This window comes from Bacillus sp. MM2020_4 (assembly GCF_011250555.1).
GTDB lineage: Bacteria > Bacillota > Bacilli > Bacillales > Cytobacillaceae > Neobacillus.
This window is the reverse complement of record NZ_JAANMZ010000071.1, coordinates 1-15,150: the sequence shown is the minus strand read 5'-3', so window position 1 is coordinate 15,150 and position 15,150 is coordinate 1. Positions and strand designations below refer to the sequence as shown.

The 15,150-nt window shown below is 37.6% G+C and carries 15 protein-coding genes and 2 pseudogenes; 1 reads left to right on the top strand and 16 read right to left on the bottom strand.

Annotation, left to right across the window (positions count from 1 at the left end; all coding sequences use genetic code 11):
* Window positions 1–119: 119 nt before the first annotated feature.
* The 12 genes and pseudogenes from fliT to flaG all read right to left on the bottom strand — a co-directional run bounded on the left by fliT (window position 120) and on the right by flaG (window position 9,463).
* On the bottom strand, window positions 120–515 hold the full coding sequence (gene fliT, locus G6554_RS24270) for a flagellar protein FliT (protein ID WP_166246670.1): 396 nt from the start codon (window positions 513–515) through the stop codon (window positions 120–122).
* Complete coding sequence (gene fliS / locus G6554_RS24265) at window positions 482–856, bottom strand: flagellar export chaperone FliS (protein ID WP_166246669.1); 375 nt, start codon at window positions 854–856, stop codon at window positions 482–484. The genes fliT and fliS overlap by 34 nt, the downstream gene beginning before the upstream one ends.
* Before the next feature lie 141 nt (window positions 857–997).
* Window positions 998–1,900, bottom strand: coding sequence for a hypothetical protein (locus G6554_RS24260; protein ID WP_166246668.1), 903 nt, complete (start codon window positions 1,898–1,900; stop codon window positions 998–1,000).
* A gap of 265 nt (window positions 1,901–2,165) precedes the next feature.
* Window positions 2,166–2,777 (bottom strand): flagellar brake protein, encoded by a 612-nt coding sequence (locus tag G6554_RS24255; RefSeq protein WP_207343034.1) that lies wholly within the window; start codon window positions 2,775–2,777, stop codon window positions 2,166–2,168.
* A gap of 95 nt (window positions 2,778–2,872) precedes the next feature.
* Window positions 2,873–3,781: a flagellar hook-associated protein FlgL gene (gene flgL, locus G6554_RS24250; protein ID WP_166246666.1), complete on the bottom strand. Its 909-nt coding sequence runs from the start codon at window positions 3,779–3,781 to the stop codon at window positions 2,873–2,875.
* An 11-nt stretch (window positions 3,782–3,792) separates the two neighbouring features.
* Window positions 3,793–5,265, bottom strand: coding sequence for a flagellar hook-associated protein FlgK (gene flgK, locus G6554_RS24245; RefSeq protein WP_166246665.1), 1,473 nt, complete (start codon window positions 5,263–5,265; stop codon window positions 3,793–3,795).
* Between the two features lie 27 nt (window positions 5,266–5,292).
* Window positions 5,293–5,778, bottom strand: a complete 486-nt coding sequence (locus tag G6554_RS24240; RefSeq protein WP_166246664.1) for a flagellar protein FlgN — start codon at window positions 5,776–5,778, stop codon at window positions 5,293–5,295.
* An 11-nt stretch (window positions 5,779–5,789) separates the two neighbouring features.
* Entirely contained in the window at window positions 5,790–6,071 is a 282-nt protein-coding gene (gene flgM, locus G6554_RS24235) for a flagellar biosynthesis anti-sigma factor FlgM (RefSeq protein ID WP_166246663.1), read from the bottom strand.
* A 236-nt stretch (window positions 6,072–6,307) separates the two neighbouring features.
* Window positions 6,308–7,255, bottom strand: a complete 948-nt coding sequence (locus tag G6554_RS26415; protein WP_481747937.1) for a methyl-accepting chemotaxis protein — start codon at window positions 7,253–7,255, stop codon at window positions 6,308–6,310.
* Window positions 7,253–8,260: pseudogene (locus G6554_RS26410) on the bottom strand (HAMP domain-containing protein); the annotation flags it as partial. The gene G6554_RS26415 and the pseudogene G6554_RS26410, both read right to left, overlap by 3 nt.
* Before the next feature lie 244 nt (window positions 8,261–8,504).
* The gene (locus G6554_RS24225; RefSeq protein WP_166246661.1) at window positions 8,505–9,080 is read right to left on the bottom strand and encodes a DUF6470 family protein; all 576 of its coding nucleotides are present in this window, start codon (window positions 9,078–9,080) and stop codon (window positions 8,505–8,507) included.
* Window positions 9,081–9,115: 35 nt separating this feature from the next.
* Window positions 9,116–9,463, bottom strand: coding sequence for a flagellar protein FlaG (flaG, locus tag G6554_RS24220; protein ID WP_166246660.1), 348 nt, complete (start codon window positions 9,461–9,463; stop codon window positions 9,116–9,118).
* A gap of 169 nt (window positions 9,464–9,632) precedes the next feature.
* On the opposite strand from flaG, the gene G6554_RS24215 reads away from it, so the two are divergent.
* On the top strand, window positions 9,633–10,082 hold the full coding sequence (locus G6554_RS24215; RefSeq protein ID WP_207627746.1) for a V4R domain-containing protein: 450 nt from the start codon (window positions 9,633–9,635) through the stop codon (window positions 10,080–10,082).
* Window positions 10,083–10,176: 94 nt separating this feature from the next.
* Here G6554_RS24215 and G6554_RS26405 read toward each other — a convergent pair whose 3' ends face one another.
* The 4 genes and pseudogenes from G6554_RS26405 to G6554_RS24200 form a co-directional block, all read right to left on the bottom strand.
* On the bottom strand, window positions 10,177–11,097 hold the full coding sequence (locus G6554_RS26405; protein WP_481747936.1) for a methyl-accepting chemotaxis protein: 921 nt from the start codon (window positions 11,095–11,097) through the stop codon (window positions 10,177–10,179).
* A 750-nt stretch (window positions 11,098–11,847) separates the two neighbouring features.
* Window positions 11,848–12,312, bottom strand: a pseudogene (locus G6554_RS26400) (MCP four helix bundle domain-containing protein); the annotation flags it as partial.
* 71 nt (window positions 12,313–12,383) lie between these two features.
* Complete coding sequence (locus tag G6554_RS24205; protein ID WP_166246658.1) at window positions 12,384–13,100, bottom strand: EAL domain-containing protein; 717 nt, start codon at window positions 13,098–13,100, stop codon at window positions 12,384–12,386.
* Window positions 13,101–13,443: 343 nt separating this feature from the next.
* Complete coding sequence (locus tag G6554_RS24200) at window positions 13,444–15,036, bottom strand: sensor domain-containing protein (RefSeq protein ID WP_166246657.1); 1,593 nt, start codon at window positions 15,034–15,036, stop codon at window positions 13,444–13,446.
* Window positions 15,037–15,150 lie beyond the last annotated feature (114 nt).

Sequence of the window (15,150 nt, the reverse complement as noted above, 5' to 3'; positions counted from 1 at the left end):
ACTGACTTATTGTATATGATAAATTGTTACCTATTTGAAAAAAGAGTAAAAGGATTGTAATAAAAAAAACCAAAAACATATGATTCAGCGGTTTAGTTTGCTGACCACACGTTTTTGGTTCAGTTTTTTGCATCTATGAAAGCACCGTTTGTTTGTTTAAAATAGGGCTGGTACTTTTTAGAAACTTGTTTGTTCACTTTCATTTGGTTGATTTGATTTTGAGTTTTAGTCATATTCTCGTTTATTACCGGAACCATTTCCCCATCAAGTTCAAGCGCAGCTGCTAAGAATCGTTTTGCTTGTGGTGAATAGCGAAATTCTGGTTCAGCGGCTTTCAAGGTGCTCACTTTAAGCATGAGTTCGTTCCGCTCATTCAAAAGCGTTTCAAACTCTTCATCTTTACCTTCAAGTAAGGCGCTTTTCATGGATACAGTCCGTTCATATATGGATTCCGTTAATTCATTCATCATCATTTCATACCCTAACTGTTTTTTGATTTCATAGCGGTTTGCCACGTTTCTGCTAATTCTACTGCAAAGCCCTCTATTTCTTCAAGGATTTCCACTTGTTTCTTTAAATTAGCTTCAATTAACCGTGTTTTCATGTAATCGTATAAAGAAAGCAAAGAATCGGAAATGGGATAATCCTTTTTTAGGGAGACCATTAATTCACTAAGAATGTCTTGAGCTCTTAAATTACTGCTATGACACTCTTCCAATTTATGATTGTTTAAGGCCTGTTTTGACAAACGGATAAATTTCACTAATCCTTGATATAACATATATGTTAATTCTTCCGGTTTTGAAGTTGTAACCGCTTGTTTTTGATATGTTTGATACGGGTTTTTTACTGACATAAAAAACTCTCCCTTCAAAATCATGGTTGTTTATTATTTATTATCGGATCTTCAATAAAAAAGTTAAGGAAAATCAGTAATAAAAATGACGAAAGAAAAAAGCTAATCCATGGGAATAACTTTTTTTCTCTCTTTGAAGTTTTAACTGCCCACCTGAAGGACGATACCAAACCCATCGATGATGTAATTAAGTCTTTGATTATAGGATTTAAGGTTTTGAATTTTGGCTGCATCACCTAGTTGATTAAAGGCCATAATTTCCTTTGCCAATTTAGCCACTTCTATTTGCAATTCATCATTTCGCTTTCGTTCCCTTATTAGTTGCTGATCCTTCTTCCGTAACGTTTCTTGTAAGACTTCTTTTTCATTATTGATTTCTGACTTGACTGATTCTAACTGCTGTACGGCATCCTGATTTTGCAATGCCATGTTCGTAAGTTGAAATAAACTACGAAGAAGCTCGTTTAAATGAATACCAGGAAGTTTTTGAACGTTTGTGATTAATCCGGACAGAATATCTAATAAATCATCATTTTGTACAGAAATTGGTTGGTATACGTTGAGTTCTTGAGGTTTTTCATCGATGAAGTCAATGGCAGCAACCGGAAGTTTTGACTGGGAAATGGTCGTCACTTGCATGGCATTTTGATTGCCTGGCTGCGTTTTATTTTGGGCCTTAACCAATGAATAGTATTTATAGTTCACTGATTGATAGCCTCGGTCTAAAACTTGAGCCACCTCATCTAACAGCTCGGTAATATTTAGTCCGCCCTCTTCCTGACGATCCGTAATATATTGAAACATAAAGTCTATTTCAGGTTTAATCCATTTCCGATTTACTTTTTTGTGATCCACACCAGAATGACTGGTTTGATCCGCCTTTTTCATTTGGAACATCATTACATAATTAAAATAAACGAACAAAGAGCCGCTTTTTAAGTTGTTTTTTGTCTCCAATTGATCCAAGAACTCATTTTCCGATTCCCCAATTTGTTGTTTAAGGATCTTTTCTTTCATCTCAAATAGTGCGGTTTTCAAACTCATACTAACACCTCCAGCGTATTTATCTATTAATCTCACCATTAAATTTATTTGATTGCCCTGTTATTATGTATGATAACGTTCATTATATAGTACGAAAGGGATAAAAATTTTTTGGGGGTTGATCAAAAAAAATTATTTCTTGCCTATTAAAGATAATTATACAAAATCTGTAAGGGTTTGCAAATGATTTACTAGAATTTTTCAAAAATAGTTCATAAAACGAATGGATTGCAACAAAAAATCCTTCAAAATGGTGAAGGACTTTTTACATTCTTTCTTTTAATCGAGCTTGTCTTTGTTTTTCAAAACAATATTGTACAATCTTTGCTTCGTCCTTCCTTTCCAAAACGGTGAACTTCACACCAACCTGTTTTATACCAGTATCTTCCATTTGTATAATCCGTTTGATTACTCCTTTAAACGGAATAGGATTGGTTTCTGGGATATAGATCATTCCAGTCAGTTGTTCACCTAATGGAAACGAACATTCACGCGTGAAAGATAGTAACATTCCCCCGGCACTTATGTTGATTGTATTTATCTCCATATTAGCGATTTTAACCGGTATACTAGTGGGGACGCGGAAATTTTCTCTGCGCTGAATCTTGCTAATTTCTTTTTCCTTCGGTTTTGTAATTCGGTATAAGGGGATATTATCCTTTTTTCTGCCAATAATAAACGCTTCAAATTTATATTTGTTTTCACCGATCATATAGGAGATGGCGAGTCTCGTACCCCTGGGCATCCCAAACATTTTCCCATCCATAGGCTGGCTGATTAGTATTTCATCTTCACTAATTTCCGCCACAATCGAACGGCAGATGCTGCCCTCACTTAAAATATTCATCACAATATTTTGATTCACTTTCGGATACATAACCTCTATTGCACTCCTTCTAATTTCCACCATATTTACCTACTAATTTGAGGGCTAAAAAGAAAGCTCGCCATTGGCGAGCCCCTTTTCCAAAATTAACGCAAGAAATCTACTAAAGAAGGTTGGATAATTCGGGCACCTGCAGCTAAGGCTGCATTCTGTACATTTTCTTGTGCTTTTAAATCAATGATGACTTTAGATAAATCAGCATCTTCTTCATTAGATAGTAATTTGGTTGTCGATAATTCCAGTCCATCAATACGCGACATGCTTAATTCCATTCGGTTCATTCGGGCACCTAATTCTGATCTTTCTTTCAGAATATTATCAAGTTGTGCATCTAATTTACCTAAAAGTTCATCATTTTGACCGTCTGGAGAAGTAAATTGATCAACAATATTTGATAGAACCTGAAAGATTCCGCCTTGGCCATCATTATTAAAGATATCTTTCCCAAGGACATTTATTTGAACATTATTGTTATGACCTACCTGTAGTTCCAGTTTTTCACCATTATCATTTCTGAATTCTTTTGGTGAATTCGGCACGTTCGGGTCTACCCGATACGGTGGATTGTTAACATCTGTACCAGCAAAAATATATTTGCCTCCAATTTGGGTATTAGCAATTTCCCCCAGATGCTCTTTTAACTGGTTAATTTCAGCAGCAATCGCCGACTTTGAACTTTCATCATTCGTCCCGTTAAGTCCTTCTACGGTGAGCTCTCTAACCCTATGAAGGACTGTCGTTACCTCATCTAAAGCGGAATCGCCTGACTCCATCCAGGAAAGCCCGTCGCTTGCATTTCGTTTAAATTGGTCAATTTCATTTAAGGATGAACGATAATACATACTCCTTACAGCCGTCACAGGATCATCCGATGGTTTATTAATCTTTTTCCCGGAAGAAAATTGATCTTGATATTTCTCCAACGCTTTGTTGCTTTTACTTAAGTTATAAAGAAAGTTTTGGTTCAGCATTCCTTGCGTCACACGGTTACTCATATTAAGAACACCTACAATCCTACCCGGCCCATGCCGTTGATTACTTTATCTAAACATTGATCCATTGCCGTGACCATCCGTGCCGCAGCATTATATGCCTGTTGGTATTTAATCATATTGGCCATCTCTTCATCAATCGACACTCCGGAAACAGATAGACGACGATTTTCGACTTGCTGGACAATTACCTCTGAATTGCTCTTCATCCTCTGGGATTCGAGTGAGTCAATCCCTAACTGTCCAATGATATTACGATAAAAGTCATCTGATGTACTGGTAGTTCCATTAAAATCTAGACTGCCATCAAATTTTATATTTGCAATGGCTTGAGCATTGCCGCCATTACCAATAGAAGAACTCCCATTGGCTTCTTTAGCCGCCGCTGCAATCATATCAAGTGAATTCATAATATCGGGATTAACGACTAAATTTTTGGCATTTGAGCCATTAAAAAAGTTTATCCCGGTAGCAGGTACCATGGTGATCGTCCCATTGTTATTGGAAATGCGCAACCCACTTGAATGAACTTGATTGATTTTTTCAGCGAAGGTCTGTGCCAAAAGATCAACTTTCTTCTTCATGTCTGGGATGATTCCACCCGTTGCTGTTCCAAAGGATTCAATTCGGCCTGCTAATTCCCCGGATTGTAATTGGATTTCTTTAGCAGGATTTGTAGGACTCTTTATGGTTACGGCCGATACATATTCATTGCCATCAATATCTTTTTTTATCTCTACGTTTAATTGAGAGGCTGTTTTACCTGATACTAACATTTCGTCGGAAACTGAAATATTCACCATGCCATTATCGGCTTGGGAAACTTTCACATCCACTAGTTTAGATAGCTGGTCAATCAGCACATCCCGTTGGTCATACAAATCATTCGGTTCATAGTTATTTGGAACAAGACGAGAAATTTGATCATTCAGGTTACTTATTTGAGTGGCAAGCGAATTGACAGAGCTTGTTTTTGCCTCAATGACTAACTTCAGATCACTTTGAATCGAATCTAAGGAGTTTGATAGATAATTAAAGGTTTCAGCCACCGCAACCCCTTTTTGTCTGACAACTGATCTGGCCGAAGCATTATCCGGATTTTTCGCCAGTTCTTCCCAGCCAGCCCAGAATTCATCCATTACATGGGCTAACCCATTATCCGAAGGTTCATTTAGAACCTCTTCCACCTTTGATAAGGTATCGCTTTTGGCTTCCCAATAGCCTAAATTCTTGTTTTCACCGCGCATTTGCAGATCCAAGTAATCTTCTCGAAGGCGTTCAATCTTGTTTACATCGACACCCGTTCCCAATTGAAAGGACGAGGTTCCGGCAATCGAAATCGGATTTGTTGCCTGCATATCAACGCGCTGCCGGGTATACCCTGTTGTATTTGCATTGGCAATATTGTGGCCAGTAGTAGAAAGGGCTGTTTGCTGGGCAAAAAGCGCTCTCTTTCCAAGCTCAAGGCCATGAAAAGTTGATGTCATATAATCCCCTGCTTTTTCTATTAGTAACTATATTTTCGCATCTAAAAAGCTTGTCGTCCTTTTGGTTGCATTCGGACCATAGCCGATTGCCGGTTCTTTCGGAATCAGCATGCCGATAGAATAGTGAATGTAGGAAAGCGATGCTTGAATCAGCTGCTTATTGCTTTCATTCACCTGGGAGATGGCCTCCACTAAACCTCGAAGCTTTTTAGCAATCGATTGTAGTTTAAACTTGGATTCAGCGTCATCCTGGATGTTAATTAACTGTTCCAGTGTGTTTGACTGTCCCGATATTCCCTTTTGAAGCAGATACAGTTGGACCTGTTCTTGTCTTTCTAGTTCAAGCTTTTGAATTTTGTCCGCACATTTATTTTCAAGTTGAATTAAACCGGTAAGTCCTTGGATACTGCCTCCAACAAGAAGATCGCGTTTCTCTTTTACTAAATCTAGCAATTGTGTATGAGTGGCAGCCATGGCCTCCAAAGTCTGAATCAGTTTATCCATAGAATTCATTTTCTCGTCTCCTAGTTTGTTGTGCTCTTCCAAAAATCAAGCATCTTGCTGGCAACCTTGCTGCTATCCACCTGATAGGTTCCAGCGGCAATCTGTGCCTTTAATTCTTGAACCCGATTTTGGCGATCCGTTTGTTCTGACTTCATCGCCTGTGAAATTTCCCGTCCGCGTGATGATATTTCCACATTGGCTGAAGATGATAATTTTTTAGTTGTATCTGTATTTATTTTAGTTGAACGATTCTGTTGTTTTTGATAGGAATATAACCCATAATTCGTATCATTAATTCGCATAACAGTTCCCTCCTAATCCTTATTAGTATTTATCGGAAATTGTTGCTTAGAGTTTAGCGATTTTAAAAAAGAATAATTGATCTTTATATAAAACTCCGTAATTCCATTCGTACTTATTCTATTTTATCAAAATACCAACCATTTTTCATTATATAATCATCGAACAATTCGTTTGATTGACAATAACTTCTTTCAAACAAAAAAATCCCCAATAGCGGGGATTCTTTTCGACTATTCTATTCAATTTTAAATTTCTTAATTTCTTGATCCAATTTCTCGGATAATTCCTTTAATCCGTTTGCATGCTGGGAGAATGATCTCATGGTAACGGAAATTTCTTCAGTCGATGCAGAGACTTCTTCCGTAGCTGCGGCGGTTTCCTCTGATACAGCTGTAATGCTATCCATCTCTTGATTCAAAGTTTCTTTGCTTGATTGACTATCCTTAACAGACAGCTTAACATCCTCTGCTTTTTGAACTAATTCATGGACAGAAGATAAAATATCGTTGAAAATGGACTTTGTTTCTGAAACGGCCATATCCTGTTCGGTAACAGCCTGATTCGTCCGTTGCATCGCTTCCACTGCATTCTTTACGACCGCCTTGATGCTGTTCACGATTTTCCTGATTTCATCAGCCGAAGCCTTGGATTGCTCCGCAAGCTTCCGTACTTCATTAGCAACTACAGCAAAACCTCTTCCATGTTCCCCTGCCCTCGCTGATTCAATTGAAGCGTTTAATGACAGTAGGTTGGTTTGGTCTGTGATTCTTGTAATCACCTCAATAATGGTGTTAATTTCCTCCATCCGCACATCCACGTCTTTTACGATGGCCGCCACTTCATCTGTCGAGAATTTGGTAACAGATGTCTTATCCGTTAGGAACACAACCTTTTCCAATCCTTTACTGCTTAATTCCATTGAACGCGTGGAAACATGATTCATATTTTCAGTTACAAGTGAAATTTCATCTAGCTGCTGAGAGAGTCCTCTCATTTGGTCATAACTCACTTGAATATTTTTAGCTTGAAGACCTGCCCCTTGTGCAATCTCTTCAATGGCAAGTGCCACCTCGGACAATGCCGCGTTCGTTTCATTTGTGATCACTGAAAGATGCGCTGAAGTGTCTAATACAGATTTTGACGTGTCACCCACCTTATGAAGAGAGTTGGATAATTGCTCCATCATATCATTAAAACTATGTTCCAATTCTTTAAATTCATCATTTGTATCAATTGATACTCTTGTTGAAAAATCTCCTTTAGAGGCTAGTCCAAGCGCATCTTTTACATGAAGAATATTCTTTCCTATTTTCCTGCTGATAAAAAAAGCACAAATCGCAGATAATAATCCAAAGATGGCTGTTAGAATCCAACCAATGTTTCTAATCTTAACCGAAGTATCCGTTAACTCTGCGTTGTCCAAGGTTGAAACAAATCTCCAGCCTGTCTGGTCATTTGTGATGTATGATGAAAATTTGTCTGTTCCGTCTAATTCATACTGACTTTCACCTTGTTTATTTTGTTTCATCTCTTTCCAGAGCGAAATTTTTGTAAGTGAATCAGAGCCAATTTGGTCAGCCTTCGGGTGATAGATATATTTACCATCTTTACCAACAATCGTCATATATCCTTCTTTACCAATCGTAATTCGTTTTATTGACTTTGAAAATTCCGTCATATCAAGATCGATCGCCATAACACCGATCACATTACCATTTTTATCTATAACGGTTTGAGAAATTGTTAATACCAGTTCTCCTGTACTCGCATCCTTATATGGTTCACTATAAGATACCTTGCCATGATTTTGAATGGCGCTCTTGTACCAATCTCTCTTTGTTGGATCGTAGTCATCAGACCATTTTAATTTAGGAGAACTTACCATATCTTTTTTAGTTGAAGCAAAATAGACGAGGGCATATTCATTATTTGTTTTTAAAGTTCCCTCTAATAATTTCTCTCCAAATACAGCATTCTCTTCGTTCTCATAAAATTCAGTAAAATCAATATTATGTGACAATAAGTCAAGTTGGCTTACTACACCCTTTAATTTGTAATCCAAGCCATCACTTACTTGGTCTGTAACTTGATGGGTTAAACTCGAAACTTGTTTGTTGATAAGGTCTTGGGTAACGAGATTTGAAATAATCGCAATTGAAATTGTCGGAATGATGGATACAGCTGTCATTCCAGCAATTAACTTCGTTTTCGTGCTCCTCAACTTAAACTTTGATCCTTCTTTAGCTTTCATTGATGTTCCTCCAGTGATTTCGCTATTATGTAAAAGTATGAACCTTTCAATAATATCGGTAATCTTTAAGAGAAGTTTACTAGTCAAAAAAGTTCATTTATTACCTTTATTCAGAATTGAATACAAATAAAAAAACAGAATGTAAGTATTTACTTATATTCTGTGGTTTTTACTATGATCATTACATTCTATTATCTATATGAGTGCCAACAAAATCTATTTGTAATTCTTGGATTTGACGTCGATATACCTCCGTCTTTCCTGGTGTATACTGATGGATGGGCTTCGTTGGTGCAGCCTCAATTTGTGCACCACCCTGTTTCCAATTCACATGTACTTCTGTCGGTGTAAAATGAATTTTAACTGATCCATAGCTAGGGATAAAGGTGATATTGAAGTTCGTCGGTGGCGGAGTGCTTCTTTGTAAGGCTATCGCTGCAAAGGCATCGGATTTATTTTGGATGGCTGCCATTTGGTCACCTTCTTCAGCAATTTGGCCAATTGCTTCTAAGCAAGCCTGTTTACCAGCATCCGCCCATTCATCCGCTAACACGTTAAGATTTTTAAAACCTAGTTGATTCCAGGCCTCAATTTGATCAATTTCCAAGCGTGCTGCTTTTTTCTCAATTGATAGTTCTGCCGGAATTTGTTTGATCGATAAATTCGCTGGTGCTTGATGAATTTCTTGTACAGGCTGTGTGATCCGCAGCCCAATCTGTGCGTAGGTTTGTTGTAATCGAATTTGTGGGAGCTGCATGGATTCATCACCTTTTTCATGAAGACTAATTATGGTTAAGCTTTTTTGTCCACTAATAGGCCGAGGTAGTCTGTCATTGCGGCATACATGTCTAGTAGTTTCTTAGGCGGAATTTCCTTAATAACCTCATCCGTGGTATCATCGACAATGGCAACATAATATTTCTGTAAACCTTCATGAAATTGGAATTTCAAATGGGTATTGGATTCCTTTAAAAAGTCATTCATCCTTTCAATGACCTTTTCCGTTTTGTCCTTCGCTAATAATTCCTTCTCCGGCTGCTCCTCTCGTTTATTTGTTGCCTCTTTTACTTTCGGTACCTGCTCCACCTGTTTCACCTGAAAATCCACAGCTGGATGATTATTTGACAACTTATCCAACATGTCCATCTCTCCCATAATTTACCCTTTCTATTTACTATCGGCTTAATATAGGAAATGTTTAGTAGAAAAGTGAAATTGCGAAAAATACTTTACGGACTTGATTTATATCAAGGAATTGCCGTTTTCCGTTTGAAATAATAGGGACAGAGACATAGAGGAGGCTATCACGATGGAACTATTTACATATGATGATATGAAAAAAATCAATCGAAAAACGCTAGGGAACATGATTCCTTTAGAGCTTTTCCGCTCCGTCCGCTTAATTGGCATGTATCAAGGGTTACCGATGAATGGAAAGAATACGACCATTGCTGTTGGTAGAAAAATTGGCCAAAGCTTGCCCGTACATAAGATCGAAGAAGTTCTATCCCACTTTGAAGAATTAAAAATCGGGATTCCAACTGTATTAGAATCAACCGACAATGACGTTCTTGTTAAGATTGATGATTGCTTTTGCAAAGGGCTTCCACAACATCCTGGAAATAAAGTCTGCGATTTAGAGGGTGCTATACTTGAAGGCGCTATTTCAAGTTTTTATGATGGAAGAGTAACCGTTCAAGAGGAAAAATGTAATGTTAATGGCGATAGCTGCTGCGAGTATCGGATTAAACTGTACTAATACTTAAATGGCTGCAAAAACCGGACAGGAAAGACTGTCCGGTTCTTTGTATACATCCCTTATTTTCCACAAGGCTGTTTTATGTTCCACAATATTATTTTAATGATGCTACTTGTTGATTTACCTTCATAATGGCATTTGAAACCTCGGTGGCCTCTTTTGTTTCGACTTCAATACTTTCATAAAGGGTTTTTGTTTGATGTAGGACGTTACCTGCTTCTAAGGCAATATCCTTTCCATATCTTGCTTGATCATTCGCAGCATAAGATATTTCTTGAACTTTTTCTTTAATACTATTAATATTTCGAACAATTTCATCTGCCGTCAATGCTTGCTCTTTTGTGGCATTGGTTACCGAATTCGATTGGTTCGTGACATTTTCTACCGCTGCTATAATGGCATGTCCTCCCTGCGCTTCTTCTGCGGTTGCAAGTTTAATTTGTTGGACTTGACTGTGAATATGAAGAATCCCGTTGACAATTTCCTCAGCAGTGATTGCTTCTTCCTTTGTTGAATGGGTCATTTCATTTGCTTGTTTCTTAACATTCTCTACCGCGTTAGTAATAAATCTACTATTCTTTGTCTGTTCCTCTGTTGCTAAGGCAATTTGATTCATTTCATCCGTTACTTGTGTAATTCCTTGTGTAATTTTACCTATCGCTTCACTTGTTTTTTCTGCCAGTTTATTCCCTACCTCTACCTTTGTAGCACCTTCTTGAATCGAGGCCACTGCTACTGCGGTTTCATCTTGGATACCTTTTATTAAGGAGCTAATTTCTTTCGTTGCCGAAGCCGATTGCTCTGCGAGTTTGCGAACTTCATCTGCCACCACAGCAAATCCTTTGCCATGCTCCCCGGCACGTGCTGCCTCAATGGCAGCATTTAAGGCTAAAAGATTGGTTTGTCCAGCAATATTCTCGATCACGACAATAATTCGACCAATTTCTTCAGAACTTTTCCCAAGACCATTCATGACGTGGCTTGCTCCTGTTATCACATGTGAAATTTCTTTCATCCCATTTAGTGTTTCATTCAATGAATCGGTCCCTTCTAGGGCATCATTCTTCACGGCATTACTTAATTCATTAACGGTTTGCGCACTAGCGGCAACATTTTTGATCGAAACAATCATTTCTTCCACTGTTTCAGCAGTTTGTTCAGAAGTTTGAGTCAAATTTATTGCTCGAGAGTTCACACCATTTATCGACTTGCTCAATTCTTCAATGGCGGCGGAGATCTGTTCTACACCTGCCCCCATATTCTCCGTGTTACCCGCTACTTGCTCGATAGAAGCCATCATTTCTTGAATCGCTGAGGAGGTTTCTTCAGCCGAAGCAGCTAATTGGTCGGCACTTTCGGCGACAATGTTTATCGATGCTCCCATTTCTTCTATTGCCGCCGAGACTTCATCAACACTTGAAGTAGCAATATTGGTGTTTCCTGCTACCTGTTGGATCGAAACGACCAATTCATTTATCGAATCATTCGCTTTATTCATAGAATCATCTAATTCCTGGGCACTGGTTGCCGATTGATCAATAGATTTTTTTATTTCACTCACAGACTGAGTTGTTACCTCAACATTTTTTACTACACCATTTACGGCCCGTCGAATGACTTTGTTTATAAAAAATGAAACGATGATGCCAAAAAGAACCGCGATAACCGAAATAAGCAAGATTTCTTTCGTAAATTGCGATGCACTTTGTTCAGAATCTTCGATTGAATTATGTGTATACTTATGGGCATTTTGTGTAAATTCATTTAAAGAAATGACGGTTTTTTCTCCAAGTACTGCCAATTCATCCAGCTTTGGATGGACTTTGTCATAATCGTTCCCACTAGATACCTGGTAGAAAGATGGCAGCATAGCAACATATTGTTCGAAATTATCACTAAACTCTTTTAATAAAATTTTATTTTCTTTTGGCAGGTTTAATATATTTACTTCCTTAATATTCCCTCTGACATTGCTTATTTCATCATTCACTACTGTTGCCATTTTTTCTTTATCAGCTGGTGATTGCTCATATGCATGTTTTTCAACGTAAAGACGTATCCGTGTAAAGTCTTCTTTTAACTCTCCAATAAACTCTGTCTTTGGCACTTGCGTTTTACCGATAAAATGCACATTATCCTTTAGGTGATTTAAATTTTTATAGGATACAAATGATATAAAAACTAATAGTAAAAGAATGACCGTAAAACTACCCCATAGTTTTACCTTCATTGATATGTTCTTCAACATGATGGATTCTCCTTTGAAAATTCCTGCTATTTAAAAAAACAGACAACCCGATACTAATTCAAAAACGGTTTGGGTTTATCGATCAAGTATCCCTGACACATTTGAACACCCAAATATTTTGCTGCGGCCAAATCCGTCTCTAATTCTATACCTTCAAGGATTACTTTTGATTTTGTCCCGTTTGCATAAGTTAAGAGTGACTGGATCATTTTCTGTTTTGATGGTGACATGGAAAGATTATCTGAAAAATATCGATCCAATTTTAAATAATTGGGTTGAATCTCAATAATCATACTAAGTGATGACCACCCTTTACCAATATCATCGATCGCAATTTGAAATCCCGATTTTTTTAAATATTTGATCCGTTCCTTTAATAAGGCGAAATGAACAACCCTTTCCGCTTCAATTATTTCAAACGTTATTTTATGGATCAGGTTAGCCGAGATTAGGTTCACGATTGTTTTAATCAATAAAGGGAAATCGGGATGCATAATAGTGGAAGGGTATACATTAATAAATAAGGATTCCTTTAATTCGCTTCCATTTATGTACGTATGAAATAATTTTAACAAAGATTTTTTTTCTAGTTCAAAAAGCCGATTTGCCATTTTTGCTTCTTGAAAGATTACCTCTGGGCTGCCATAGTCTGATCGTAGTAGAATCTCGGAACCGATCTTTTCCCAGTCTCCTAGATTATAGATTCCTTGCGAATAATGGGTAAACTCCTCCTGGTCAATGATCTTGTGAATGGATTTAGTTTCTATCATTTTTGCCCCTTCCTCTTAACTGGTAGAGTTGCTTGTGATTTTTTCTCCCTTCTTTCATCATCTTTATCGCTTCGTATACTCTACATGCGATGTTGTCTAACCTATCAGGTAACCCATTATCAGGGATTCTTCATGATCCAAAGGGAATCTCTACTCCATCATAAAATTTACTCTTTTTTGATGGATTTTTATGTGACTTTTACCACACTTCTCCACCTTTTTGTCGAAAATTGTCAATTTATGATTCCTTTTATTCAAAAATTGCCTGTAAAAATAGGGATAATCTACCTTCTCGCGATGTAAAACCGCCCCTAAATGGAAATTGTGTCGTAATTGTGACAATTTAACAATTAGCTGTTATGTTGTTATGATGGTGTAAATATCGGCTCGCAGCTTCCGGGCTTAGTGGTTTACTATAATAAAACCCTTGGATACTGTCGCAATGGAAGCTTTGCATATACCTCAGCTGCTCCTCTGTTTCAACACCCTCTGCCACAACTTCCATGTTTAATGCATGTGCTAAATTGGAGATAGCATGTGTTAAAACCTTACTACTCGGATTGGTGTCTATATCAAAGATAAAAGATCTGTCTATTTTCAAGGTATTTAATGGGAGCTTCTGTAAATATTGCAAAGAAGAATACCCTTTTCCAAAATCATCGATTGCAATGTGCACACCGATGTCTTTCAGTTTATTTAGGATATCTGATGCAAAATCCATGTCATACATCATCATATTTTCGGTAATTTCAAGTTCTAAACAGTTGGCAGGAAGCCAAAATTCTTCGAGCAGCTGCTGAATTTTATCCACAAGATCATGTTGTAAAAATTGCTTGGCCGATAAATTAACAGCTACTTTGATATTTTGTATCCCTGCATCCAGCCACACTCTTATTTGTTGACAAGCATTTCGAATGACCCAATCCCCGATAGGTAAAATTAAACCCGTTTCCTCCGCAATGGGAATAAACTCTGCGGGTGGAATATCACCAATCTCGGGATGTGTCCACCTTAATAGCGCTTCCATTCCAACAATCTTTTGTTCCGTTGCATGAATTTGCGGCTGAAAATGTAAAGCCAATTCATCATTTGCTAATGCACTGTACAAACTATTTTCAATCATTAATTTTTCAAATGAGCCCGCAGCAATTTCGACGCTGGCTTTTTCAATTTCTTTTCGCCCGTTTCTTTTTGCTCGATACATGGCCATGTCTGCATTTGTAATGAGTGTTTCAATTTCATCCCCGTCATAGGGATACAGGCTAATCCCCATGCTTGGATTCATATAAATTTCAGTTTCCTTTAATTGAAAGGGCTTACGAAAAGCACGCAATATTTCCATAGCCTTTCTATCGATGTCCTCTTCATGCTGTAAATCTGTTAGCAAAATAATAAATTCATCCCCGCCCATTCTGGCCACCATATTTCCTAAACCGGAACATGTTTTCAACCTTTTTGATACCTGTTTAAGGAGTATATCGCCGTATGTATGACCTAATGTGTCATTGATGAATTTGAATCGGTCCAGGTCAATATACAATACCGCTAACAGATTATTCATTTCGTTAGCAAGGTGAATGGCCCTTTGTAAATGCTTTGTAAACAGGTAACGATTCGGGAGATTTGTTAAGGGATCCAGCCCATTCATTTTGATGTCTGTCAAAATCAAGCCAATTTGATTATGGTCATCAAAAAAACTGGCTTCCACCCAATATGAAATTTCCTCCCCTTTCTTCGTTTTCAGGGAGGCTTGCCCATGTTTGTTGGTCAGGATTGAATCAACGTCATTGATAAAGTGATTCGCGCTTACCCCCATTAACTCTTCATGAAAATAGCCGCTTTTCTCAACAAATGCATCATTTGCAAAGGTAATCTCTCCCTCGCAATTGATAATAATCATCATTGTTCGAAATTGTTGTAGAATTGTTGTATCCATATTCATTCCCTTTCCAAAAAACATACTAAGTAAAGGGTAACTTTATTTAAAGGTAAATTCCTTGATCAAAATCAAGGTTTTGAAGTTTTTCATTTATCTAATACTATTCTATAT